The sequence below is a fragment of the Corallococcus sp. AS-1-6 genome (genome assembly GCF_020037015.1).
In the GTDB taxonomy this organism is placed as follows: Bacteria; Myxococcota; Myxococcia; order Myxococcales; family Myxococcaceae; genus Corallococcus.
In genome coordinates, this window is sequence record NZ_JAIQDE010000001.1 from 131,890 (window position 1) to 156,718 (window position 24,829).

The following is a 24,829-nucleotide window of genomic DNA, read 5'->3' on the forward strand; positions in this document are numbered from 1 at the left end:
GTAGGGAAAAGGTCGGCAACCTGCCGGGTTGACGAAGCAGGCGGGGTCGTCCATGGCACAGTAAAGAAGGACGACGGCTGGAAGGTGCAGGACGAGCCGTGTCAACGCATCGAGCAGTTGCTGTCGCCCCGTCCAGGCTACCCGCTGGTGTGCCGAACCTCGCAACTTACTGCATCAAAATAGACTGTCGGAATGAATGGTCGATAAATGGTGCGTGGTGGGTCATGGTGGGTAGCGGTGTGTCGATGTGTGCCTTGGCGTTGGGGTTGAGGTTGTTCAAGAAAGCGGTAGTCTTTTGGCATGACTCTTCGTGTTCCTCCTGCGGTCGAAGTTTTGAATGATAAGGCTCTATGGACTGTTGATACCCCTGAGGGTCTGTATAAGTTGCTAAAGGGTGGCTTGGCGAAAGAGCTTAATGTGCAGGCCGAACGCACTCTTGATGGTGGAACATATGAATTAAATCTTCCAGCCCCTAGGGACACTTTGTCTCTCACTCCAGGAGCCTCGCTTGATCCGTTTTCGCGGATCTCGAAGTGCAATGCAATTCCATGCCTGAGGGACCGGACCGCTAGGTTTGTTCAGACGCTTGGTTTGCTTGCTGATGCAATAGTAATTCCTGACCCCTTTACGCCGCTGTTTCAAGACCCTAAAGTTTCGGAAAATGTGACTATTGAGTTGTTCCGTCGCTTGCAGGTGTATGCTGTGATGCGACCGTTGGTTGAGGGGGGGGTTGTGAAGTTTGGTGCGCCTGGAGCCAAGTATTGTGCGTCTTGTGCTTCAAGGATTGAGTCGGGGTTGAAGAACGCCGCTAAGTTGTCCGCTCTTGATGTTGTTGAGCAGGCGAAATTCGACGTCCGATTTGTTGATGATAGGACTTGCGTGTTGACGTTTGAGGCTCCGGATGATTATGGCTTTTATAGAATGATTCAGTTGGATGGCGATGATCGTGCATTGCTTAATGGATATCGGCTTGTGCCGGGGCGTTCGCTTGCTCGGTCTGCTGCTCGGCGATTGTTGCCAGGAATTGTTCGGGGGTATGTTAGTGACTTGCTTGATGCTTTGGTTCACATGCAAGGCGCAGAGGCTGATGGGACATATTTTGCTTCAGGCTCCCAATATGATGCCCGGCTTTTGCATTCGCTGGGGCGCATAGTCTCGGCTGCGCCACCTGCAACGCAGTTGAATTCACTTGCGGATGTCCAACTTCCTTGGGTTGGTGAATTGACGCCTGAACAGGTAATTGTGCTTCGAGCCGAGGCGCAAACTGCGTTGCCGCGATTTAGGGCGTATTTTGCTGAACTGCTATCCAGTAAGTCGCCTGGGGAGGTCGCTGCTGAAATTGAGGGGTTGCAGTATGCGGCTTCAGAAGTTGAGGCGGAGTTGCTTGCGGCATCTCGAATTGCGTTTGGGAAAAAAGTAGTTGCGGCTGGTGGCTTGGGGTTGGCTGTGTTTAGTTCTATTCTCGGGGGCGATGCTGCAATCACTGCGGTCGGGGCATTGGTGACGGCAGCGTCGGCTGCCCACGCTATACACGGGGCTGGTTCTGAACGAATTCAAAGCCTGAAGCGTGATCCTAGCTTTGTTTTGGTGAAGGCGAAAAGTATTTTTGAAGACACTCATCGCTAATGCTTGGTTGATGTGTTGATGGATAGAACGCGGTCGTTGGGATCCAGACCCTTCATCGCACGCTGGCCCAGAACGGCTTGAGCGCTTCACGGCTCGCCGCCAGCGCGGCCCGTGCGTCCGCGTTGATGGTGCCGGGCGCGAAGCTGTCATCGCGCCCCGCCAGCACCTCGATGCACGCGTGCACGGAGTTCGACAGCCCCTCCAGCGAATAGCCACCCTCCAGCACCAGCGCCAGCCTCCCGCCGGAGACCTCCTCCGCCAGCTTGCGCACGGCCGTGCACATCGCCGCGAAGCCGCGCTCGGTGACGTCCATGCCGCCAATCGGATCCGCGCGGTGCGGGTCGAACCCCGCGGACACCAGCATCAGGTCCGGCCGGTACGCCTGCGCCACGGGGAGCAGCAGCTCCTCGAAGATCATGCCGTAGTCCGCGTCCGTGTTGCCGCCCGGCAGGCCGCAGTTGACCGTGAAGCCCTGGCCCTCGCCGCGCCCCACCTCCGGCGCCGCGCCGCTGCCCGGGTAGTAGGGGAACTGGTGCACCGACTGGTAGAGCACGTCCCGGCGCCCCCAGAACGCCGCCTGCGTGCCGTTGCCGTGGTGCACGTCCCAGTCCAGCACCAGCACGCGCTCGGCCCCCAGCCGCCGTCCGGCCTCCGCCGCGATGGCGACGTTGTTGTAGAGACAGAAGCCCATGGCCCGGTCCGGCTCCGCGTGGTGGCCGGGCGGACGCACCAGCGCGAACGCGTTCCTCGCCGTCCCCGCCATCACCGCCTCCACCGCCTGCACCGCCGCGCCCGCCGCCAGCCTCGCCGCGTCGATGCTGTCCGGCGACACCGCGGTGTCCTCGTCGATGCGCTCGAAGCGGCCGCCCAGCTTCTCCATCGCGTCCAGGTGCGCCGGGGGGTGCACCGCCAGAAGCTCCGCGTCCGTGGCGGAGCGGGGATGGGTCATCACCGTGCCCGCGATGGGGTTTCGCGCCAGCATCTGGAGGATGCGCCGCAAGCGGGCGGGCGACTCGGGGTGGCCCTCGCCGGCGTCATGCTGGAGGAAGAGCGGGTCGGTGAGCAGCAGCGTCGCGGTCATCCCCTGGACCTTACGCATCCTGCTCCCAGGAACCCAGCGTCCGGCCCGGGCGGACGGGGAGGTCCGTTCCTTGCCCTGGGCGGGCCACCCTCCCTACAGTGCGCGGGCCTTGCAACGTCGCCTCAAGAAACCCGGTCTCCGGGGCATCCTCCTGGGTTCGTTCGGCCTCGCGCTGGCCGTCATCCTCGGGACGCTCTACTTCGTCGTTCCCCGCCAGGTGGGCAACCACCTGAGGGAGCGCATGGCGCTGCACGCCCAGAACAAGGCCGAGGAGGTGTCCGCCCTCGTCCAGCGGCAGGCGGACACCCAGCCCGTCCCCAACCTGGAGGGGCTCCCCCGGGATGACGACTTCGGCGTCGTGGCCGTGCTGGACGCCCAGGGCGTGCCCCGCGCCACCTCTCCGGCGACCGCGCCCGCCTGGTTCACCCAGGGCCTGGAGAAGCGCCTCCAGCAGCGCCCGCTCCCGTCGCTGGAGCAGATGGAGTTCGACAACGGCAACTGGGCGGTGGCCCGGCCGGTGACGCTCGCGGGCGGCGTGCCCGGTGAGGTCGTGGTGGTGGTGGACGGCGCCCGGCTGGAGGGCGTGCTCACGGCCCTGCGCCACACGGTGCTGCTGGCCTTCCTCGTGGGCCTGGTGCTCTTCCTCCTGGTGGCGTTCCTCATCTCGCGCGCGTTCATCCTCCACCCGCTGGACGCGATGATGTCCATGGCGCGCAAGCTGGCGGAGGCGGACCTCACCGGCCGCGCGGAGGTGCGCAACAGCAAGGACGAGCTGGGCCAGTTGGCGGAGGCCCTCAACCGCATGGCCCAGTCCTGGCGCGACACGCTGGGCCGCGTGCGCGGCGTGTCCGACGTGGTGGCCGGCGTCATCGAGCAGATCCACCGCACCGGCACCACCGTGTCCTCCGGCGCGGGCACCGTGCAGTCGCGCGTGGAGGAGACGTCCTCCTCCATGGTGGAGATGATGGCCTCCCTGCGCGGCATCGCGGAGAACGTGGAGGTCCTCTACCAGAGCGCCGAGGAGAGCAGCTCCTCCATCATGGAGATGGCCGCCACCAACGACGAGGTGGCGGAGAACGTCCAGGCCATGGCCGCCAGCGTGGAGGAGACCACCAGCGCCATCGAGCAGATGACGTACTCCATCAAGGAGGTGGCCAAGAACATCGAGGACCTCTCCGCGTCCACGGAGGACACGTCCTCCGCCATCAGCCAGATGGACGCCGCCATCGGTCAGGTCGACGCCAACGCCAACGAGACGGCCCGCCTGTCCGAGCAGGTCTTCGAGGACGCGCAGACGGGCGTGGAGGCCCTGCGCAAGACGCTCTCCGGCATCGACCGCATCAAGGACACCAGCCGCACCGCCGCGGGCGTCATCGACAGCCTGGGCCGGCGCATCAGCGAGATTGGCAACATCCTCAACGTCATCGACGACGTGGCCGAGCAGACCAACCTGCTGGCCCTCAACGCCGCCATCATCGCCGCGCAGGCCGGCGAGCACGGCAAGGGCTTCGCCGTGGTGGCCGAGGAGATCAAGGACCTGGCCGAGCGCACCGGCGCGTCCACCAAGGAGATCGCCGAACTCATCCGCGGCGTGCAGGAGGAGAGCCGCAACGCCGTGGTGGTGATGAACCAGGGCGTCAAGAGCGTGGAGGAGGGCGTGCAACTGGGCCGCGAGGCGGAGGGCGCCCTCCGGAAGATCAACGACAGCACCCAGAAGTCCACCCAGATGGTGAAGGCCATTGCCCGCGCCACCGTGGAGCAGGCGCGCGGCAGCAAGCAGGTGACGGCCGCCATCCACCGCATCTCCGCCACCGTGTCGATGATCTCCCAGGCCTCCAACGAGCAGGCCCGGGGCGGCGAGCAGATCATGAAGAGCGCGGAGCGGATGAAGACGCTCACCCAGCACGTGCAGCGCTCCAGCCAGGAGCAGGCGCACGGCAGCAAGCAGATCACCCGCTCCATCGAAAGCATCAACGAGATGGTCACCCACCTGAACCGCGCCCAGAAGGAGCAGACCAAGGGCAGCGAGCAGGTGCTCAAGGCCGTGGAGACCATCAAGGGCGTGTCCGAGCACCAGACGCGCTCGGTGCGCCAGTTGGAAGAGGCCATCGACAACCTCACGCGCCAGGCGGAGATCCTCCGCGCCGAGGTGCGCCGCTTCCGCGTCTGACGCGCCGGCCGCTCCCCTTCAAAGGCCTTCATGCCCGAGTCGTTCGAGTCCGCCTCCTCCCGTCCCGTGTCCGAGCGCGCCGTGGTGCTGCTCATCGGCGCGGTGCAGTTCGTCAACATCCTCGACTTCGTGATGGTGATGCCGCTGGGCCCGGACTTCGCGAAGGGGCTGGGCATCGAGTCCTCGCACATCGGGACCATTGGCGGCAGCTACACCGCCGCCGCGAGCGTGGCGGGGCTCCTGGGCGGCTACTTCCTGGACCGCTTCGACCGGCGCAAGGCGCTGGCCGTGTGCATGCTGGGGCTGGTCGCGGCCACCGCGGCGGGGGGCCTGGCGGTGGGGCTGTCCACGCTGCTGCTGGCGCGGGTGTGCGCGGGCCTCTTTGGCGGGCCGGCGACGGCGCTGTCCCTGTCCATCATCGCGGACCTCATCCCGGTGGATCGCCGGGGCCGGGCGCTGGGCGCGGTGATGGCGTCCTTCTCCGTGGCCTCCGTGCTGGGCGTGCCCCTGGCCTTGAAGGTCGCGGAGCTGGGCACCTGGCGGACGCCCTTCTTCGTGGTGGCGGCGCTGGGGCTGGTGCTGGTGGTGGCCGCGCTCTGGCTGCTGCCGCCCGTGCGCGGGCACCTCAATCCCGGCGGCAGCGCGGCCCGGGCCCCGGGCGTGGGGGCGCTGTTGGGCAGCACCGACGTGCAGTTGTCCTATGGGATGACGGCGCTGGTGATGATGAGCGGCTTCATCGTCATCCCCAACATCTCCGCCTACCTCCAGCAGAACCTGGGCTACCCGCGCGAGGACCTGTGGATCATCTACGCCGCGGGCGGCGTCGTGAGCTTCTTCACCCTGCGGATGACGGGGCCGCTGGTGGACCGCTTCGGCTCCTTCCGCGTGGGCACGGTGGGCGTGGTGCTGGCGGCCTTCTCCACGTACGTGGGCTTCATCCACTACCCCGCGTGGCTGCCCATCCCCGTGCTGTTCATGGCCTTCATGCTGGCCATGGGCGTGCGCAACGTGGCGTACAACACGCTCACCTCGCGCGTGCCGGACAACCCGGTGCGCGCCCGCTTCATGTCGCTGCAGTCCGCCACCCAGCACATGGCCTCCGCGCTGGGGGCCTTCCTGTCGTCGCGCCTGCTGGTGGACCTGCCGGACGGGACGCTCGGCGGCATGGACACCATCGCCTGGGTGTCCATCGGGCTGGCGGCGGGGGTGCCCGTCATGTTGCGGGTGGTGGAGGGGCGGGTGCGCTCGCGTGAGCAGGCCCGGGCCCTGGCGGTGCCCGCGGCGCAGGGGATGGCCGCGCCGCTGTCACCGGAGGCCCATTCCCACGGCTGATGGGGCAATGTGCCCCAGGAGGCCCGGGGAGCCCGGCCGCCCGCCTCCTGGCCACGAGGCCAGACGGACGCTGGACGGTCGCTGACGGTTGCGCGGGCCGCCTGTGGGCGCGATAACCCCGGGACGTTCCCTCCAAGGGGAAGACGACCACCCATGTTCAACATCGGCGCAGGCGAAATGGTGTTCATCCTGGTGGCCGCGCTGATCGTGCTCGGCCCCCAGCGGCTGCCTGAGCTGGCGCGGGCCATCGGCAAGTTCATGCGCGAGTTCCGCCGGCAGACGGACGATGTGCGCAACGTGGTGGAGCGCGAGTTCTACGCCATGGACCAGGAGTTCAGCAGCGAGCCCCCGCCGCGCCCGGGCACGCGCGTGCCGTCCCCGCCGCCGGAGCTCGCCCCGTCCTCCCTCCCGGGCGCCGCCCCCGCCAACGTGCTCGCGGAGCCCGCGCCCGCGCTCACCGCGACGGTGGACCCCGCGAACGTGCCCGCGCCCTCCGAGGCCGCCGCGGGCGCGGCTCCCGCCCCCGGCGCGCAGGCCGTGGCGGTGGCGGTGGCGGAGCCCGGCGCGGCGCCGGCGCAGGACGAGAACGGCCTTCCGCAACTCGCCCCCATCCCGGGCACGGTGGCGCGCAACGCGCCGAAACGGAGCTGAGCCCTGAATCGCCAAGGGGTTGACCTGTCGGATTTCCGGATGAGCCTGTCGGAGCACCTCACGGAGCTGCGCTCGCGGCTCGTGAAGTGCTCGCTCGCGGTGCTCGTGCTGGGCGCCGTGTCGCTCATCTTCGCCAAGCCCATCTTCGGCGTGTTGATGCGGCCGGTGCTGGACGCGCTGCCCCCGGAGGGGCGCTCGCTCGTCTACACATCCGGCATCGAAGAAATCAACGTGCTGATGAAGGTGGGCGTGTACTGCGGCATCTTCCTCACCACGCCCGTCATCCTCTGGCAGATCTGGGGCTTCGTGGCGCCGGGGCTCTACCCGGAGGAGCGCAAGTACGCGTCGCCCTTCGTGGTGCTGGGCTCCGTCGCGTTCATCGTGGGCTCGCTGTTCTGCTACTTCCTGGTGCTGCCCTCCATGTTCAAGTTCCTCCTCAACGAGGAGGAGACGCTCGCCCTGGAGCAGCGCATGGACACCGCGCGCATGGGCGCGGAGGACGCGCTGCGCTTCCTGCGCATTGGAGAGGTGGAGCGCGCCGGCCACGTGGCCAAGGAGACCAGCGCCGCGCTGACGGCCGCCGGTGAGGGCCAGGTGAAGGACCCGGAGGTGGCGTCCGCGAAGAGCGTGGAGCTCACCGCGCGCCTCAGGGGCCTGGGCGACCTGCTGGACGCGGCCGCGGACGGGCTGGGAGTCCCCGCGCGCGGCGTGCTGCGCCAGGCGGTGGAGAAGCGCGTGGAGGCGGTGACGGCCTTCGGCAAGCAGGACTACGTCGCGTCGGAGGCCGCCATGGACCAGTCGGCCAGCCTGCTCGCGGGCGTGGCGCCCACGCGCGCCGAGGAGATGGCCGGCCTGTGGCGGCTCCAGAAGGAGCTGGCCAAGGGGCACGCCGAGGCGGAGGCCGCGCGCTGGACGCGGCCCATGCTGACCATGAACGAGCAGTTGTCGCTGGTGCTGCTGCTCATCCTCGCCTTCGGCGTCATCTTCGAGCTGCCGCTGGTGATGGCGCTGCTGGGCATCGTCGGGGTGGTGAAGTCGGGCTTCCTCATCCGCTACCAGCGCCACGCGTTCGTGGTGTGCCTCATCGCGGCGGCGGTGCTGACGCCCACGGGTGACGTGGTGAACCTGTCGCTCATGGCCGGACCCATGCTGCTCTGCTACGAGCTGGGCGTGCTGGCGGTGTGGCTCATCGAGAAGCGCCGTGCGAAGGCGGAGGCCTCCACGGACATCACCCCGGCGGCGTAGACTCCCGCGCGCATGAAGAGCCCCGCCGCGCGCCTGATGATGGACCTGCGGTACCTGCGCGCGCTGTCGCGGAGGTTCCGCAGCACGCTGCTGCTCGCCGCGGTCATCTTCGGGGTGGGGCCGGCGTTGTACCACTGGCGCTACGTGGGGCCGGACGGGAGCCGCATCTCCTACGGAGAGGCGCTGCACCACGTCTACTTCCTGCTCTTCGGCCAGCCGTCGCTGCCCTACGTGAGCGACTGGTTCGTGGAGGCGCTCAACATCCTCATCCCGCCGGTCAGCATCGCGCTGGTGGTGGATGGCGTGGTGCGCTTCGCGTACCTCTTCTTCGCGCGGCACAAGAACGACAAGGAGTGGGTCTCCGTGGTGTCCGAAACGATGAAGGGCCACGTCGTGGTGTGCGGCGCGGGACGCGTGGGCTACCGCGTGGTGACGCAGTTGCGGGAGATGGGCAAGGACGTCGTGGTGGTGGAGAAGCGCGAGGACGCGACGTTCGTGTCCGCGCTGCGCGACGAGAACATCCCGCTGCTCATCGACGACACGCGCAGCCCGCTGTGCCTGCCGCGCACGCACGTGAAGAAGGCGTCCGCCATCGTCTGCGCCACGGACGACGACCTGGCGAACCTGAACATCGCGCTGGACGCGCGGCGGCTGAACCCCGGCATCCGCGTGGTCATCCGCCTGTTCGACGACGACCTGGGCGCGAAGGTGCGCGACACGTTCAAGGCGGAGGCCCTGTCCAGCTCCTCGCTGGCCGCGCCCGCCATGGCGCTGGCGGCGTTGGATCCGCGGCTCGTGCACTCGTTCCGCATCGGCAAGCACCTGATGGTGGTGTCGCTGTTCGTGGTGCGGGAGGGGCTGCCGGGGATGAACATCTCCCAGGTGCGCGACCGCTTCGGCGGGCTGGCCCTGTCGCTCATCCGGGGCGACCAGGAGACGCTGCACCCCAACGGTGACGTGGTCCTCCAGGTGGGGGATCAGATCACCGTCCAGGCCTCCTATCCGGAGTACTGCGCCCTGCGCGCCTTCACCGGCGAGGCGGACGCGCCGGCGTACGCGGACCACGACAACTTCCTCATGCCGGGCTACCGCCCGACGGGGTGATTGGGCAGACAGGATTGACCATGGCGACGGGTCGGACTTCGGATGGTGGCTATCAGGCGGGAGTGCGGCGCTCGTTCGCGGTGGGCTCGGAGATGGCGTGGGCCGCTTGGGGTGAGGCGTCGGGATTGGTCCGCTGGGTGGGGGCCTGCACGCAGACGCTGACGGAAGGAGCGCAGATCGCGCTCGCGGACGGGACACGCATCAAGGTCGTGCGTCAGGTCCCGCCCAGGCAGCTCCGCCTGCGCCTGGAGCGTGACGCGTGGCCACGGGCTCGCACCGTGCAGCTTCGCGTGCTGCCGTCGGTGCATGGCGTCACCGTGGCGCTGCACGCGGAGGGCCTGCCGGACGCGAGCACTCGTGAAGAGCTGCTGGCGCGCTGGACGCGTGCGCTGGAGAACTGGGACGCCTTCTCCGGGAGGACCGTGGAGGTGACCCGTGAAGGGGCTCCGAAGCGCGAGCCCGCGGGGAAGAAGGGCGCGAAGAAGCCTCCCGCGCTGGAGAAGGGCCTCGCGAAGCGGGGCGCGGCGTCGCTGAAGAAGCAGGGCCCCGCGCGCGGCACGAAGAAGGCCGTGGCCGCGAAGCAGCCCCGGGCCGTGAAGAAGGCCGCGCCGGTGAAGAAGAAGGCCTCGGCCGCGAAGAAGGCCCGGCGCACGAAGTAGGGCGCGTCGCGGCTGGTGACCGCGGTTGGCGAGCGGTGACTCCAGTCACCAGGGACGGGCCCCGGTTCGTCCCCCCGCGCCTCGTGCTTCCTCAAGGAACTCAAGCACTTGGCCTCCAGCAGGTGTCGGCCCAGGGGATGGCATGTCTCCTGCTGTAGGTGTTCCTCGTCAGCAGCACTCAAGCTCACGAGGAAATCCCCATGGCCATCGCGCCCGCTTCCGCCCGCTCCGCTTCCTTCCGCGTTCCCTCCCAGGACTTCGCCACCCGCCCGGATGCCATCGCCGGCGCCCGTGTGCAGGGCGGCGGCTGCCAGAAGCCGGGTTCGAACCTGGCGGCCCGGTTCCAGGAGGATGGCTTCAGCGCGGGCCCCGCGCAGGGCGCGCAGTGGAAGCAGTTCTCGGAGGGGCTCGAGGACGTCGTGAAGCAGTTGCAGCAGCTCGTCCAACTGCTCCAGGCCCAGATGGGCGGCGCCGCTGCCTCCGCGGACGGCGCGGCCGGAGCCCAGGGGGCGTCCTGCGTGTCCGGTGCGTCCAACTCGGGTGGCGCTCCGAGCATCGACGGTGCGTCCGGCGCGGGTGGCCCGTCGGACGCGGGTGACGCGTTCCAGGCCGGGGATACGCAGTCGGCCGGGCCCGCTCAGTCGACCGGCGCCGCGGGCGACATCCCGCAGGGCGAGGTGGGCGATTGGATCAAGCAGGCCATGGACATCCTCAAGGCCAACGGCGTGCCGGTGGAGAAGATGAACCCCCAGGACATCGCGAAGATCATCCAGCACGAGTCCAGCGGCAACCCCAACGCCATCAACCTCTGGGACCAGAACGCCAAGGATGGCCACCCGTCCATCGGCCTGATGCAGACCATCCAGCCGACGTTCGACGCGTACAAGCTCCCGGGCCACGACAACATCCGCAACCCGGTGGACAACATCATCGCGGCCGTTCGCTACTCGGTGGAACGCTACGGCTCCGTGTCCAACACGCCGGGCATCCAGGCGATGAACAGCGGCAGCGGCTACGTGGGCTACTGAGCCTCACCGCCCCCGCAGGTTCTGGGCGATCTTCAGGATGTCCGCGAGGACGCCCGCCGCCGTGACAGGGCCGCCTGCCCCGGCGCCCTGGACCAGCAGCGGGGAGTCCGCGTAGCGCTCGGTGGAGAAGGCCACGAACGCCTCCGAGCCGCGCAGCCGCGTCGCCGGATGCTCCTTCGGCACGGCCACCGGCCCCACCCGCAGCACGCGCCCGTCCTTCGCCGCCGGGTCGATGCGCGCCAGGTAGCGCAGCACCTGGCCCTCCGCGCGCAGCCCCTCGATGCGCGCGGTGAACGTCCGGTCCAACTTCTCCAGCCCCGCGAGGAAGCGCTCCACGTCTGCCTCCTCCAGGTGCTCGCGCGGTACGAATGGCTCCACCTCCACGTCCTCCAGCGACAGCGCCAGGCCCAGCTCGCGCGCGAGGATGAGCGCCTTGCGCGCGGCGTCCGTGCCCGCCAGGTCCTCGCGCGGGTGCGGCTCCGTGAAGCCCTTCTCGCGCGCGGTGCGCACCGCCTTCGACAGCGGCACGCCCTCCATCAACTGCTGGCTCAGGTAGCCGAGCGTCCCGGAGAAGGAGCCCTCCACGCCGTGCACCCGGTCCCCCGTGCGCACCAGGTCCTTCAGCGTCTGGATGACCGGCAGCCCCGCGCCCACCGTCGTCTCGTAGTGGTACGCGCGGTGGTTCAAATGCGCCGTGCTCCGCAGCCGCTCCCAGACCTCCAGCGGCTGGGTCAGCGGCTTCTTGTTCGCCGCCACCACGTGGATGCCGCTCTGGAGCGCCTCCAGGTACAGCGCCTCCATGCCCTCCGCCGCGGTGCAGTCCACCAGCACCGGCACGGGCAGCCGGCGCAGCGGCTCCAGCAGCGCGCGCACCACGGGCGGTGACGCTCCCTCGGGCACGGACCCGATGCGCTCGCGCCACTGCTTCAGCGGGATGCCCTCCGGCGAGAAGAGGACCCGCCGGCTGTCCGCGAGCCCCACCAGGTTGAGCTGGATGCCGTGCCCCTGCGCCAGCGTCTCCTGGAGCGTGCGCAGTTGCTCCAACAACTGGCTGCCCACCACGCCATGGCCCAGCACCAGCAGGCTGACCTCTTCATGCGCGAAGTGGAAGGCCGCGTGCACCGTGCGCACCGTCAGCGCCGTCTCCGCCCCGTCCACGATGAACGAGATGGAGCGGGCGCTCGCCGTCTGCGCGATGGCGCGCACGTTGACGCCCAGCGCGCCCAGCGGCTGGAACAGCCGCCCCGCCACGTTGGCGCCCTGGCCCATGGCCTCCGCCACCAGCGCCACCTGCGTCACCGGCGCGCGCACCCGAGGCGCCTGCAACGCGCCGCGCTCCAGCTCCGGCGCCAGCTCCCGCCGCAGCACCTCCTCCGCGCGGGCCGCGTGCGTCCGGCGCAGCACCACCGCCACCGAGCGCCCCGGCGACGACTGCGCCGCCATCCACGCGTCGATGCCCGCGGCCTCCAGCGCCTGCAACGCGCGAGGCCCCACCGGCCGCGCCGCCTCCTCCGCGCCGCTCTCCAGGCCCAGCAGCGCCAGGTCCTCCAGGGACACCACGCACGTGGGCACGCTGCCGTTGCCCGCGCCGCGCACGTCGATGAGCGTGCCGGGCTCGTCGGGCTGTTGCAGGTGGCGCACGCGCAGCGGGATGTCCGCGTCGCGCAGCGTGGAGAGCGCGCGCGGGTGCAGCGTGGGCAGGCCCAGGTACACCAGCTCCAGCGCCTCCGTATAGCTCAGGTGCGGCACCGGCCGCGCGTCCGCCACGTGCAGCGGATCCGCCGTCATCACCCCGGGCACGTCCGTCCATAGCGTCAGCGGCGTGCCCAGCAGCACGGACAGCACCGCCGCCGTCTCGTCCGCGCCCTCCACGCCCAGCGTCGTGGAGCGGCCATCCAGCGCCGTGCCCCGCCCGCCCGCGTGCAACGTCAGCCGCCCCTCCCACGAAGGCCGCAGCGTCGCGACCCGTGCGCGGGTGTGCGCGCGATTCACGCGCGCCTGTCCGGGCTCGCCTTCCGTCACCGTCCAGTCCGCCGCGTCCACCTCCAGCGTCGGCACGCCGCGCGCGCCCAGCAGCCTCGCGAGCAGCGCCGCCGTCAGCCGCTCACCGGTGCCGCGCACCACGTCCTCCAGCGCGGGCCGCCGCTCGCGCACCAGGCTGGCGCCATCCAGCGCGCGGCGCGCGGGCTCCAGCAGCGACGCCAGCGTACGCGTGCCGTCCGCCTCCACCGACGTGGAGCCCGGGGGCGCGCCCAGCCGGCGCTCGGCCTCCTCCAGCATCAACAGGCCCCGCGCGAGCAGGCCGTCCAGCTCCTGCCGGGCCAGCGTGGAGTTGCCCTTCAACGCGATGGACAGCGCGGCCTCCAGCCCCGCGGCGAGCCAGGGCGGTGAGGACACGATGGCGGCGCGCGTGCTGCCCGCGTCGCGGCGCGACAGGTGCGTGGCCACGGACGCGAAGCCCTGCGCGGTGTCGAGCAGCAAGGGGGCGTAACGGGTGATGCTCACAGGGGCGGTCATGAGGTCTTCCGGGCGCGGAGGCCGGCAGGGGAGGAGAGGGCGTCGCGGCCCACGCCCGGAGGCAGGGCCAGCGCGCGGACCAGCAGGGGCGCGAGCGCGTCCCATTCGATGAGGAAGCCGTCGTGGCCGTGCACGCTGCACAGGGCCGCGTACTCGGCATGCAGTCCCTGCGCGCGCAGGCGGCGGGACAGGGTCTTCATGTGCTCGGGCGGGAAGAGCGCGTCCCGGTCGATGCCGATGGCGAGCGTGCTCGCGCGGATGCGCCCCACGCCCGGGCCGCCGTTCGGCGTGGGCACGCGCGTGAGGTCGTGGTGGTCCATGGCGCCCAGCAGCGCCAGGTAGGCCCGCGCGTCGAAGCGCGCCTCCAGCTTCGCGCCCTGGTGCTCCAGGTAGCTCTCCACCGGGTACAGCGCGCGTGACGACCACGCCTGCGGACGCGGCTGGAGCGCCTCCAGTCCGGCCTCCGCGCGGTAGGTGAGCGTCGCCAACTGGCGCGCCAGCTCCAGGCCGCGCCGGGGGGATTCGGGGTACTCGGGGTCGAGCAGGACGGCCTGCCGGGCCACGTGGTTCCAGCCCACCACCCACGCGGACGCGGCCTCCGCCGTCGCGATGGGCACCATGCGCTGGAAGCGCTCCGGCGCGAGCGCGGCCAGGCACAGCACCACCATGCCACCCAGCGAGCCGCCGGTGACGAGCGCCACCTCGTCCACGCCCAGCGCGTCCAGCGCCGCGAGGATGGAGCGCGCCTGGTCCCACGGCGTGAGGGTGGCGGGCAGGCTGCGCTCATCCAGGCGCAGGTCGCCCTTGGGCAGCACCGGCGCCGGCCCGAAGCGCGTGTCGTCGGTGCGCTGCGGGAAGCCCTCGTCCGCGGGGCCGGAGGTGCCGTAGCAGGAGCCCAGGTTGTTGAAGCACAACAGCCGCACGCGCGACGGGTCCAGCGGCCGGCCATGCCCGATGACGGGCGCCCACCAGCCGCCTTCGCCTCCGGCGTTCATGTCTCCGGTGAGCGCGTGCACCAGCAGCACGGTGGGCACCGGATCCGGCGCGCGGCGGGGACCCGTGCGGCGGGCGTCGGACGCCGCGTCGCGCAGCTCGGAGGCGGACCTCCGGACCACGCGCAGCCGGCCTTCGCGCGCCGCTTGCTCGGAATGCACGCGGGCGCGGGACTGCAACCACGCGAGGTCCTCCGGGGGCCCCCACCACCAGCCGCGCACGAGGTGGGGCGCCACGCGGGCGCCGGCCTCCAGCGGCAGGTCCGGCAGCGACAGGTCGAAGACGCGCGGGGTCTCCGCGCGCGGGGGGACTTCCTCTCCAGGCCTCACGGGTCTCATGGCGTCAGACCGCGCTCAGGGCCTGGTCGAGGTCGGCCACGATGTCGTCCAGGTGCTCCAGGCCCACGGACAGGCGCACCAGGTCGTCGGTGACGCCCGTGCTGGCGCGCTCCGCCGGGGTGAGCTGTTCGTGCGTGGTGGACGCGGGGTGGATGATGAGCGAGCGCGTGTCGCCGATGTTCGCGAGCAGGCTCCACAGCTTCACGCCGTCAATCACCTTGCGCCCGGCGGGCAGCCCGCCCTTCACGCCGAAGGTGACCAGCCCGCCGAAGCCGCCCCGGAGGTACTTCTTCGCGTTGGGGAACGACGGGTCGTCCTCCAGGCCCGGGTAGCGCACCCACTCCACCTTCTGGTGCTGCTTCAGCCACTTCGCCACCGCGAGCGCGTTCTGCGAGTGGCGCTCCAGCCGCAGCCGCAGCGTCTCCAGGCCCAGGATGAAGGCGTGCGCGTTGAAGGGGCTGAGCGCGGGGCCGATGTCGCGCAGGCCCTCCAGGCGGGCCTTGAGGATGAAGGCCGCGGGCCCGAAGGCTTCACGCAGACGCAGGCCGTGGTAGCCGGGGTTGGGCTCGGTCAGCTCCGGGAACCGGCCGTTCTCCCAGGGGAAGTTGCCGCCGTCCACGATGACGCCGCCAATGGAGGTGCCGTGCCCGCCGATGTACTTCGTCGCGCTGTGCAGCACGATGTTCGCGCCGTGGCGCAGCGGGTTGAAGAGGGCAGGGGAGAGCGCGGTGTTGTCCACGAAGAGGGGCAGGCCCGCTTCACGCGCCACGGCGCCAATGGCGTCGAAGTCCGGCACGTCCAGGCGCGGGTTGCCCAGCGACTCCAGGTAGAGCGCCTTCGTCTTCGGGCCAATGGCCTGGCGGAACGCGTCCGGGTTGCCCGCGTCCACGAACTTCGTGGTGATGTCCAGGCGCGCGAGCGTCACCTTGAAGAGGTTGTACGTGCCGCCGTAGAGGCTAGCGCCGGAGACGATCTCATCCCCCGTCTTGAGGATGTTGAGGATGCCCAGCGTCTGCGCGGCCTGACCGGACGCGACCGCGAGCGCGCCCACGCCCCCTTCGAGCGCGGCGATGCGCTTCTCGAAGACGTCCGTCGTGGGGTTCGTGATGCGCGTGTAGATGTTGCCGAACTCCTTGAGGCCGAAGAGGGCGGCGGCGTGGTCCGCGTCGCGGAAGCGGTAGCTCGTCGTCTGGTAGATGGGCACCGCGCGCGAGCCCGTGGTGGGGTCGGGCGAGTAGCCGGCGTGCAGCGCGAGCGTGTCGGGGTGCAGCGGGCGTTCGTCGTGGGGCGTGCTCATGGCAAGGGACTCCTGTTCGCGTCGCTCCGGAAGGAACGCGCGTGCGTAAAGGCAGACGGGTGGTGGGGACGTCAGGACACTGCGGGCGGCGGGGAGGACTTCAGGACGACGTGGGCGCTGCGACGCTCCTCGGCAGGGGTGCGAGAGCGGAGGCCCGGAACGACGAAGCCCACCGACCCTCGCGGGTGGGTGGGCTCCGGTTGGCTCGCCAGGGGCAGGCTGTGCGTCAGCCGGCCGCGGCGGGCTTGGGCCCACCCGGAACAGGCATCGAACACATGCACATGGCGAAGGTGACGGACATTCTGCGAGAAGAAGTAGACGCGATGTCGCGAGCTGTCAAGCCACCCTCCGGAGCTGTCGCGAACCCGTGACACCGATTCGCCGCGTATTCCCAGAATGATGTCCTTGCGCCGCCATGTCCTGCTGGCCTGCCTCCTCCTCGCCGCGTGCTCCAAGCCCGCACCGCCCACCTCCGTGAATCTTCGAAAGAGCTTCCGCACGCAGTTGAAGGTGGAGCCCAAGCAGCGCGAGCCCGCGCCCACGCCCCCGAAGGAGCTCTTCGAGTCGGTGCGCTATCCCGCGCCGCTGGGCACGAACGCGGCCTACGTCACGCCCGTGCGCGAGGGCGCGAAGCGGCCGGCGGTGGTGTGGATCCACGGCGGCATGGACTTCGGGATTGGCGGGCTCGCGTGGGCGCCTTCGCCTCGGAGCAATGATCAGAGCGCGCGAGCGTTCCGCGAAGCCGGGCTGGTGTTGATGCTGCCGTCGCTGCGCGGGTCGGACGACAACCCGGGAGCGCGCGAGTACTTCCTGGGCGAGGTGGATGACGTGGTCGCCGCCATCGACTTCGTGGCGCAGCGTCCGGACGTGGACCCCGCGCGCGTCTACGTGGCGGGGCACAGCACGGGCGGCACGGTGGCGTTGATGGCGGCGGTGCTGTCGCCTCGGCTGAAGGGCGCCTACGTGTTCGGTCCCACGCACGACGTGTCGGAGTACGCGCCCTATGTGCCGCTGCTGGGACAGGCCCGGGGACCGGAGCTGTGGATGCGCAACCCGGTGAGCTACGTGGAGCACCTGCGCGTGCCCACGCAGGTCATTGAAGGTTCGGACTACGGCAACATGGACGCATTCGAACCGCTGCGCGTGGCGGCGAAGGGCGCGCCGCTGTCGTTCCTCGCGGTGCCCGGAGCCACGCACTTCAGCGTGCTCGCGCCGGTGACGGAGCTGCTGGCGAAGCGGCTGAAGGAAGCACCGGCGGACGCGCCCGCGGTGCTGCTCACGGACGCGGAGGTCCGTCAGGCCGTGGCCGCCGAGCACGAGTAGTCCGCTTCAGCGCACATGCGCGTTCGCGGAGTAGGGCGGCAGGGGGCCTGGGAAGCCGGGCTGGGATTTCAAGCAGCTCCCGCCGTTGCGCGGTGACCCACCGCGCAGCGACTGTAAGTCATTGTCACCCCCATCCGGTCGGTTCTTCACTCCCGGCCCGGGTGGCTGAATCCTGTCAGCCCCGAGTCGGGAGGCGACATGACGATTCAGTTCGGGTTCATCGACCAGGGGGATGGCGCCAACCTCCGGACGCTCCCCGCGGAGATGAAGGGCTCCTCCTGCCTGACCCCGGCGCCCCTGCCTCCGGGCACGCGGGTGAGCGTCATCCGGGACCATGCCCAGGCGCCCGGCTGGTCCTACGTGTCCACCGTGGCGGGGGGCTACCTGCTGCAGGGCTATGTGCAGGCATTCCGCATCACGACCCAGCTACCTGAGCCCGCCGCGACGCTCTATCAAGTCCGTCCAGGGGACCGCCTGGAGCCCATCGCCGCGCGCATCTACCGGCAGGCCATCCAGCCGGGACGGGACCTGCGCTTCTACGAGAATGTCATTCATCACGTGAACGTGAAGAGTGGCCGCAAGGGGGTCCAGCGCATCGACGGTGACGTCCGGTTGGTCGCGGGCGAGCGCATCTGGCTGGTGAGCATCGCCTTCGCCAACCAGCTCCAGGGCATCGTGTCGAGCGGCTCCATCACCCACGAGGCGATCGCCAAGGCGCGACGGGCTGCCCGGCACCTGGAGGACGTCATCGCCTCCGTGAGGCAAGCGGATCGCTACTTCGGAGAGGTCACCGGTCAGTACGGCAAGGCCATCCTGGACAACTGGCTGGAGATCTCCGCGATGGTGGTGGGCTTCATCGCCGCGGAGGCGCTGTCTACCTTCCTCGCGGCGACGCCCACCGGCGTGGGACAGCTCGCGGCGGCGCTCATCCAACTGGGTCTGGCGGCGTTCGGAGCCCATGGCCTCATCGAGGCCGGAGGGGAGGCCCTGAAGCACGCGCAACTGTGGCTCACCCAGGCCTGGGAGGCCAACGGCTCCGCGGAGAAGCTGAAGGAGGCCAGCAAGTCCTTCCTCCGGATGCTGGTGAGCATCGCGATGGCCGCGCTGGCATTGATGGGCGCGAAGACCAACGCGGGACGTGGGCTCAAGCTGATGACGTCCGTGCGAATCACTCCGCCTCGCCTCTACATGATGGCGGCGGCGGGTCCTGGCGGTGCCTACGCGGGCGTCCCCGTGTTCCAGCCGGGCTCCATTACCGCCGCTCCGTCTGTCTCGCTGCCCTTCAATCCCTGGGGCTCCGGCACGCCGTTGCTGTCACAAGCTGTCAAGGAAGGCGGGACGTCCAGGCCTGACCCCGAGCCCCCCCTGACCGAGCGCATCCTCAGCGACGCTGAGTTGGAGAAGCTGCTGGAGAAGCTCCCCAACTGGGACAAGCTCAAGGACTTCGTCGGACGCCGCATCCCGCAGGAGGGGACGCCGGAATTCGACGCGTTCAAGAGGGAACTCCAAGCCGCCGGATACCGTCTGGAGAAGTTGAGTTCGGACTCCCAGCCCTATCGACTGCGCCGTCCGGACGGCAAGGCATTGGGCGAGGAGTATGGGGCGCTCACGGTGACCCAGGATGGACTGGTGGTGCTCAAGGTCGGCAAGGGCACGCCCCGCCTGAGCGTCTTCACCCGCTACCGGAAGAACTACCTGGAGTGGGTGGAGAAGACCCAGGGCCCGGCGGCGCGGGCGGCGGCGGAGGTCCGGATCTCCGCCGGTCATCCCATGCACCACCTCATCCCTGATGGGGTCGCCCAGAAACACCCGCTGACTCGCATGGCCATGGAGCGGCTCAAGGGCTACACGATTGACCGGGGGTCGAACATCCTCGACATGCACTCCGGGCTCAACGTGGAGGGGAAGCTCATCCACTCGGGCAGCCACCCGCGCTACAGCAAGTTCGTGGAGACCCGGCTTGATGACGCCTTGAGGAAGCTGCGCACAAAGGGGTCGTCCTCCAGTTGGACGCCCAAGGTCATCGAAGAGGCCATCCTCAAGGTCGAGCACGAGCTGCGTCAGACCATCCAATCCGGGCGCCTGGATGAGCCGGTCATCAAAGTGATTCAGGAGCAACGCGGCGGTAGGGTGCTCACGGGGAAGAAGCTGGCCTTGCTGGAGCTGTCCGCCAACGGGGAGTCACACACCACATGATGTATGCATTGACGGCTGACACCGCCCACATCGAGGAAGAAGACGTCCATGACGCCACGATCATCGAGTTCGACGGCTTCGAGGACGTGACGTTCTTCGACCCTGGCATCGACTATCAGCGCCAGCAGGGCGCGCCCGCGGTCATCGAGTTCGTCGGCAACCTGGAGAGCGCCGCCCGGCTCGACCACCTGTTCACCGCGCCCATGGGGTGGTTGCTGATCTCCCGGCGTATGGTGCGCGTGCTCGAAGCGGTGGGCCCGTTCCGCCACCGCCTCATCCCCACCGTCATCTACTCGGAACGTATCAAACACCTCGTGCAAGGCGGGTACCCCCGGAGGCGAACCTGGCATTCGGTGACGGACCCGTCTCTGAAGAACGAGGACTTCGTCATCCTCCAGTTGCTGGAGCGGACCGACTGCCTCGACCGGGAGCGCACCCTCGTGAAGGGCGTGCCCTTCCACCAATGCGGCGAAGAGTTCCTGGGGCAGGAGGAAGCCGAGCCGCTCGTGCTCCGTCCTCCGCCAGGAGGTTTCCCGCCCGTGTTCTCCGTCCCCGAGTTGGTCTTTTACTGCTACACCGAGGAGGCGCGGCAGGCGTGTGAGCAGGCGGGGTTGAAGGGCCTGTGGTGGCGCCCCCAACCGTGAGACCGAGATGAAGCGGCGCATGGAAGCAAAGGCGGACGCGCCCGCGGTGCTGCTCACGGGCGCGGAGGTCCGTCAGGCCGTGGCCGCCGAGCACGAGTAGTCAGCGCACGTGCGCGTTCGCGGAGTAGGGCGGCAGGGGGCCTGGGAAGCCGGGCTGGGATTTCAAGCAGCTCCCGCCGTTGCGCGGTGACCCACCGCGCAGCGACTGTAAGTCATTGTCACCCCCATCCGGTCGGTTCTTCACTCCCGGCCCGGGTGGCTGAATCCTGTCAGCCCCGAGTCGGGAGGCGACATGACGATTCAGTTCGGGTTCATCGACCAGGGGGATGGCGCCAACCTCCGGACGCTCCCCGCGGAGATGAAGGGCTCCTCCTGCCTGACCCCGGCGCCCCTGCCTCCGGGCACGCGGGTGAGCGTCATCCGGGACCATGCCCAGGCGCCCGGCTGGTCCTACGTGTCCACCGTGGCGGGGGGCTACCTGCTGCAGGGCTATGTGCAGGCATTCCGCATCACGACCCAGCTACCTGAGCCCGCCGCGACGCTCTATCAAGTCCGTCCAGGGGACCGCCTGGAGCCCATCGCCGCGCGCATCTACCGGCAGGCCATCCAGCCGGGACGGGACCTGCGCTTCTACGAGAATGTCATTCATCACGTGAACGTGAAGAGTGGCCGCAAGGGGGTCCAGCGCATCGACGGTGACGTCCGGTTGGTCGCGGGCGAGCGCATCTGGCTGGTGAGCATCGCCTTCGCCAACCAGCTCCAGGGCATCGTGTCGAGCGGCTCCATCACCCACGAGGCGATCGCCAAGGCGCGACGGGCTGCCCGGCACCTGGAGGACGTCATCGCCTCCGTGAGGCAAGCGGATCGCTACTTCGGAGAGGTCACCGGTCAGTACGGCAAGGCCATCCTGGACAACTGGCTGGAGATCTCCGCGATGGTGGTGGGCTTCATCGCCGCGGAGGCGCTGTCTACCTTCCTCGCGGCGACGCCCACCGGCGTGGGACAGCTCGCGGCGGCGCTCATCCAACTGGGTCTGGCGGCGTTCGGAGCCCATGGCCTCATCGAGGCCGGAGGGGAGGCCCTGAAGCACGCGCAACTGTGGCTCACCCAGGCCTGGGAGGCCAACGGCTCCGCGGAGAAGCTGAAGGAGGCCAGCAAGTCCTTCCTCCGGATGCTGGTGAGCATCGCGATGGCCGCGCTGGCATTGATGGGCGCGAAGACCAACGCGGGACGTGGGCTCAAGCTGATGACGTCCGTGCGAATCACTCCGCCTCGCCTCTACATGATGGCGGCGGCGGGTCCTGGCGGTGCCTACGCGGGCGTCCCCGTGTTCCAGCCGGGCTCCATTACCGCCGCTCCGTCTGTCTCGCTGCCCTTCAATCCCTGGGGCTCCGGCACGCCGTTGCTGTCACAAGCTGTCAAGGAAGGCGGGACGTCCAGGCCTGACCCCGAGCCCCCCCTGACCGAGCGCATCCTCAGCGACGCTGAGTTGGAGAAGCTGCTGGAGAAGCTCCCCAACTGGGACAAGCTCAAGGACTTCGTCGGACGCCGCATCCCGCAGGAGGGGACGCCGGAATTCGACGCGTTCAAGAGGGAACTCCAAGCCGCCGGATACCGTCTGGAGAAGTTGAGTTCGGACTCCCAGCCCTATCGACTGCGCCGTCCGGACGGCAAGGCATTGGGCGAGGAGTATGGGGCGCTCACGGTGACCCAGGATGGACTGGTGGTGCTCAAGGTCGGCAAGGGCACGCCCCGCCTGAGCGTCTTCACCCGCTACCGGAAGAACTACCTGGAGTGGGTGGAGAAGACCCAGGGCCCGGCGGCGCGGGCGGCGGCGGAGGTCCGGATCTCCGCCGGTCATCCCATGCACCACCTCATCCCTGATGGGGTCGCCCAGAAACACCCGCTGACTCGCACGGCCATGGAGCGGCTCAAGGGCTACACGATTGACCGGGGGTCGAACATCCTCGACATGCCCTCCGGGCTCAACTTGGAAGGCCAGTTCATCCACTCGGGCAGCCATCCCATCTACAGCAGATTCGTGCGTGCTCAGCTTGAGGCCGCCTGGAAGGATCTGGCCAAAAAGGGCTCCTCCAGTTGGACGCCCAAGGTCATCGAGGAGGCCCTCCTCAAGGTCGAGAACGAATTGCGCCGGGCCATCGAATCCGGAAGCCTGAAGGAGCCGGTCATCAAGGTGATCCAGGAGCAGCGCGGCGGTAGGGTGCTCACGGGGAAGAAGCTTGCCTTGCTGGAGCTGTCCTCCCACGGGGAGTCACACACCACATGATGTATGCATTGGCGACGGATGCCTCCCACATTACGGAGGGGGTGGATCTCTACGACGCTCATCTCATCGAGTTCGACGGCTTTGAGTCCGTGACGTTCTTCGAACCTGGCATCGACTATCAGCGCCAGCAGGGAGCGCCTGGGGTCATGGAGTACTACGGCGACCTGGAGCGGATTGCCGGGCTCGATCACCTGTTCACCTCACCCATGGGGTGGTTGCTGCTCTCCCGGCGCATGGTGCGCGTACTCGAGTCAGTGGGCCCGTTTCGACACCGCCTCATCCCCACGGTCATCTACACGGAACGCATCAGGCATCTCGTGTACAGCGGATACCCCCAGAGGCGGACCTGGCATTCGGTGACGGACCCCGCGCTGAAGAACGAGGACTTCGTCATCCTCCAGTTGCTGGATCAGACAGACTGCCTCGACCGGGAGCGCACCCTCGTGAAGGGCGTGCCCTTCCATCGCTGCGGAGAAGAATTCCTAGGCGAGGATGCCGCCGAGCCGCTCGTGCTCCGTCCTCCGCCAGGAGGCTTCCCGCCCGTGTTCTTCGTCCCAGAGCTGCTCTACTACTGCTACACCGAGGAGGCGCGGCAGGCGTGTGAGCAGGCGGGGTTGAAGGGTCTGTGGTGGCGCCCCCAGTCTTGAACCGAGACGAAGCGGCTGAAGGAAGCAACGGCGGACGCGCCCGCGGTGCTGCTCACGGACGCGGAGGTCCGTCAGGCCGTGGCCGCCGAGCACGAGTAGTCCGCTTCAGCGCACGTGCGCGTTCGCGGAGTAGGGCGGCACCGGGCCCAGGAAGCCGGGCCAGGCCTTCACGCGCTCCAGCCACGCACGCACGGACGGGTAGGGCGTCAGGTCCACGCCCGCCTCCGGCGCCAGGTGCACGTACGCGAAGAGGCAGAGGTCCGCGACGGTGTAGCGCTCCTCCACCAGGAACGCGTGCCGGCCCAGGTGCCGCTCCATCGCGGCCAACGCGCGCTCACCGCCCTGCACGCGGCTCCGGAGCACGTCGGACTCCGGCGGCTGCCGGCCGGTGAGCAGCCAGAAGCGCGCGGTGCCGAGGTTCGGCTCCACCGCGTTCTGTTCGAAGAACATCCACTGGTGCACCTGCGCGCGAGCGAAGCGGTCCTCGGGCAGCAAGCGCGTGCCCTCCGCCAGGAACAACAGGATGGCGTTGGACTCCGCGAGGAACCGCCCCGGCTCCGGCTCCAGCACGGGGATGCGGCCGTCCGGGTTCTTCGCGTGGAAGTCCGCCGTGTGGCTCTCCCCCGCGAAGATGTCCACCGGCACCAGCTCGTACGCGAGCCCGAGCTGCGCGAGCAACGTGCGGACCTTGTAGCCGTTCGCTGAAGGCAGATGGTCGTAGAGGCGCATGCGGCTGCTCCATGTGGCGAAGGAGGAGCGTGCACCGTAGACCGCTCCGTCCTCCGTCCGCGCTCCGGTCCTTGCTCCCGAATCCATCGGGATCCATGGTGAATGCCGAGAAGGAGGCGTGCCATGGCCGAGCGCGACGTTCCGAACCTCACGGGCATCCCGGAGACGATGCTCCTGACGCTGCACAACCGCGCGGCGGAGGCGAAGCGGCCCGACGGCATCCTTCGCGACGCCGACTGCGTGCGCATCTACGACGCCATCCCGTACGACTTCGAGCGCTCGTTCGGGAAGGCACAGGCGGCTCACGCCATCCGCGCGGTGGAGACGGACCGCGTCCTGCGCCAGTGGCTGGCCACGCACCCGGACGGCTTCATCGTGTCGCTGGGGGATGGGTTGGAGACCCAGGCCCTGCGCCTGGACAATGGCCGGCTGCGTTGGTTGAGCGTGGACCTGCCGGAGGCCATGGCCATCCGCGAGCGCTTCCTTCCCCCCACGGAGCGGCTCCGCCACCTTCCCGCGAGCGCGCTGGACCGCGCGTGGATGGACGCGGTGGACGCCTCCCAGGGCGTGTTCATCGTCGCGCAGGGGCTGTTCATGTACTTCGAGGAGGAGCAGGTCCGCCGCCTGGTCATCGACATCGCCGAGCGCTTCCCGGGCGCGGAGCTGCTCTTCGACACGATTCCCCGGTGGACCTCCCAGATGTCGCTCGCGGGGCAGCACCGCACGCGCGCCTACCGTGTCCCGCCCATGCCGTGGGGCATCAACCTGGATGAGGTGGTGCCCACGCTGAAGGGCTGGCACCCACGCGTGGCGCACGTCTCGAAGGTGCCGTACCGGTTCCCCCGGGGCGCCCAGCGCGCCGTGTTGAACACGTTCAACCGGCTGCCCTGGTTCCGGCACCGGACACCGGGAATCATCCACGTGCGGCTGGCGGAGGCCCCGGTGCCCGTGACGGCCTGACG

The 24,829-nt window shown here is 69.1% G+C and carries 19 protein-coding genes; 14 read left to right on the forward strand and 5 right to left on the reverse strand.

The features are described from left to right. Positions 1-300 precede the first annotated feature (300 nt). Positions 301-1,626, forward strand: a complete 1,326-nt coding sequence (locus tag K8612_RS00595; RefSeq protein ID WP_223760909.1) for a hypothetical protein — start codon at positions 301-303, stop codon at positions 1,624-1,626. 52 nt (positions 1,627-1,678) lie between these two features. Here the strand turns inward: K8612_RS00595 and K8612_RS00600 are convergent, their stop codons facing one another. Beyond that, on the reverse strand, positions 1,679-2,725 hold the full coding sequence (locus tag K8612_RS00600) for a histone deacetylase (protein WP_223760910.1): 1,047 nt from the start codon (positions 2,723-2,725) through the stop codon (positions 1,679-1,681). 91 nt (positions 2,726-2,816) lie between these two features. Between K8612_RS00600 and K8612_RS00605 the strand changes: the two genes are divergently transcribed. From K8612_RS00605 to K8612_RS00635, 7 genes are all read left to right on the forward strand, one after another. Next, positions 2,817-4,877, forward strand: coding sequence for a methyl-accepting chemotaxis protein (locus K8612_RS00605; protein ID WP_223739261.1), 2,061 nt, complete (start codon positions 2,817-2,819; stop codon positions 4,875-4,877). Between the two features lie 30 nt (positions 4,878-4,907). Further along, positions 4,908-6,209 carry an MFS transporter gene (locus K8612_RS00610; RefSeq protein WP_223760911.1) on the forward strand — a complete coding sequence of 434 codons (1,302 nt, stop codon included), beginning with the start codon at positions 4,908-4,910 and terminating at the stop codon, positions 6,207-6,209. 153 nt (positions 6,210-6,362) lie between these two features. Then, positions 6,363-6,860, forward strand: coding sequence for a Sec-independent protein translocase protein TatB (gene tatB / locus K8612_RS00615; protein WP_223760912.1), 498 nt, complete (start codon positions 6,363-6,365; stop codon positions 6,858-6,860). A 39-nt stretch (positions 6,861-6,899) separates the two neighbouring features. Further along, entirely contained in the window at positions 6,900-8,105 is a 1,206-nt protein-coding gene (locus tag K8612_RS00620) for a twin-arginine translocase subunit TatC (protein WP_223739264.1), read from the forward strand. A 12-nt stretch (positions 8,106-8,117) separates the two neighbouring features. Continuing rightward, positions 8,118-9,209, forward strand: a complete 1,092-nt coding sequence (locus K8612_RS00625) for a TrkA family potassium uptake protein (protein ID WP_223739265.1) — start codon at positions 8,118-8,120, stop codon at positions 9,207-9,209. A 20-nt stretch (positions 9,210-9,229) separates the two neighbouring features. Beyond that, positions 9,230-9,868 carry a hypothetical protein gene (locus tag K8612_RS00630; RefSeq protein WP_223760913.1) on the forward strand — a complete coding sequence of 213 codons (639 nt, stop codon included), beginning with the start codon at positions 9,230-9,232 and terminating at the stop codon, positions 9,866-9,868. A gap of 200 nt (positions 9,869-10,068) precedes the next feature. Next, entirely contained in the window at positions 10,069-10,896 is an 828-nt protein-coding gene (locus tag K8612_RS00635) for a transglycosylase SLT domain-containing protein (protein WP_223760914.1), read from the forward strand. Positions 10,897-10,899: 3 nt separating this feature from the next. Here K8612_RS00635 and K8612_RS39120 read toward each other — a convergent pair whose 3' ends face one another. The 3 genes from K8612_RS39120 to K8612_RS00655 are packed head-to-tail and all read right to left on the reverse strand — an operon-like array spanning position 10,900 to position 16,041. Continuing rightward, positions 10,900-13,413 (reverse strand): bifunctional aspartate kinase/homoserine dehydrogenase I, encoded by a 2,514-nt coding sequence (locus tag K8612_RS39120; protein ID WP_306799587.1) that lies wholly within the window; start codon positions 13,411-13,413, stop codon positions 10,900-10,902. After that, positions 13,410-14,744, reverse strand: coding sequence for an alpha/beta fold hydrolase (locus K8612_RS00650; RefSeq protein WP_223739269.1), 1,335 nt, complete (start codon positions 14,742-14,744; stop codon positions 13,410-13,412). The genes K8612_RS39120 and K8612_RS00650 overlap by 4 nt, the downstream gene beginning before the upstream one ends. A gap of 4 nt (positions 14,745-14,748) precedes the next feature. Continuing rightward, positions 14,749-16,041 (reverse strand): O-acetylhomoserine aminocarboxypropyltransferase/cysteine synthase family protein, encoded by a 1,293-nt coding sequence (locus tag K8612_RS00655; RefSeq protein WP_223760915.1) that lies wholly within the window; start codon positions 16,039-16,041, stop codon positions 14,749-14,751. A 405-nt stretch (positions 16,042-16,446) separates the two neighbouring features. On the opposite strand from K8612_RS00655, the gene K8612_RS00660 reads away from it, so the two are divergent. The 5 genes from K8612_RS00660 (at position 16,447) to K8612_RS00680 (ending at position 23,138) form a co-directional block, all read left to right on the forward strand. Beyond that, complete coding sequence (locus K8612_RS00660) at positions 16,447-17,364, forward strand: S9 family peptidase (protein WP_223760916.1); 918 nt, start codon at positions 16,447-16,449, stop codon at positions 17,362-17,364. A gap of 198 nt (positions 17,365-17,562) precedes the next feature. After that, positions 17,563-19,560, forward strand: coding sequence for an AHH domain-containing protein (locus K8612_RS00665; protein ID WP_223760917.1), 1,998 nt, complete (start codon positions 17,563-17,565; stop codon positions 19,558-19,560). Then, on the forward strand, positions 19,560-20,204 hold the full coding sequence (locus tag K8612_RS00670; protein ID WP_223761165.1) for a hypothetical protein: 645 nt from the start codon (positions 19,560-19,562) through the stop codon (positions 20,202-20,204). Before K8612_RS00665 ends, K8612_RS00670 begins: the two co-directional genes overlap by 1 nt. Positions 20,205-20,496: 292 nt before the next feature. Beyond that, on the forward strand, positions 20,497-22,491 hold the full coding sequence (locus K8612_RS00675) for an AHH domain-containing protein (RefSeq protein ID WP_223760918.1): 1,995 nt from the start codon (positions 20,497-20,499) through the stop codon (positions 22,489-22,491). Beyond that, a complete protein-coding gene (locus K8612_RS00680; RefSeq protein ID WP_223760919.1) occupies positions 22,488-23,138 on the forward strand; it encodes a hypothetical protein in 651 nt (216 codons plus the stop codon). The genes K8612_RS00675 and K8612_RS00680 overlap by 4 nt, the downstream gene beginning before the upstream one ends. Positions 23,139-23,243: 105 nt before the next feature. Here the strand turns inward: K8612_RS00680 and K8612_RS00685 are convergent, their stop codons facing one another. Next, positions 23,244-23,867, reverse strand: a complete 624-nt coding sequence (locus K8612_RS00685; protein WP_255671286.1) for a glutathione S-transferase family protein — start codon at positions 23,865-23,867, stop codon at positions 23,244-23,246. A 123-nt stretch (positions 23,868-23,990) separates the two neighbouring features. Between K8612_RS00685 and K8612_RS00690 the strand changes: the two genes are divergently transcribed. Beyond that, positions 23,991-24,827 carry a class I SAM-dependent methyltransferase gene (locus K8612_RS00690; RefSeq protein ID WP_223740129.1) on the forward strand — a complete coding sequence of 279 codons (837 nt, stop codon included), beginning with the start codon at positions 23,991-23,993 and terminating at the stop codon, positions 24,825-24,827. Positions 24,828-24,829 lie beyond the last annotated feature (2 nt).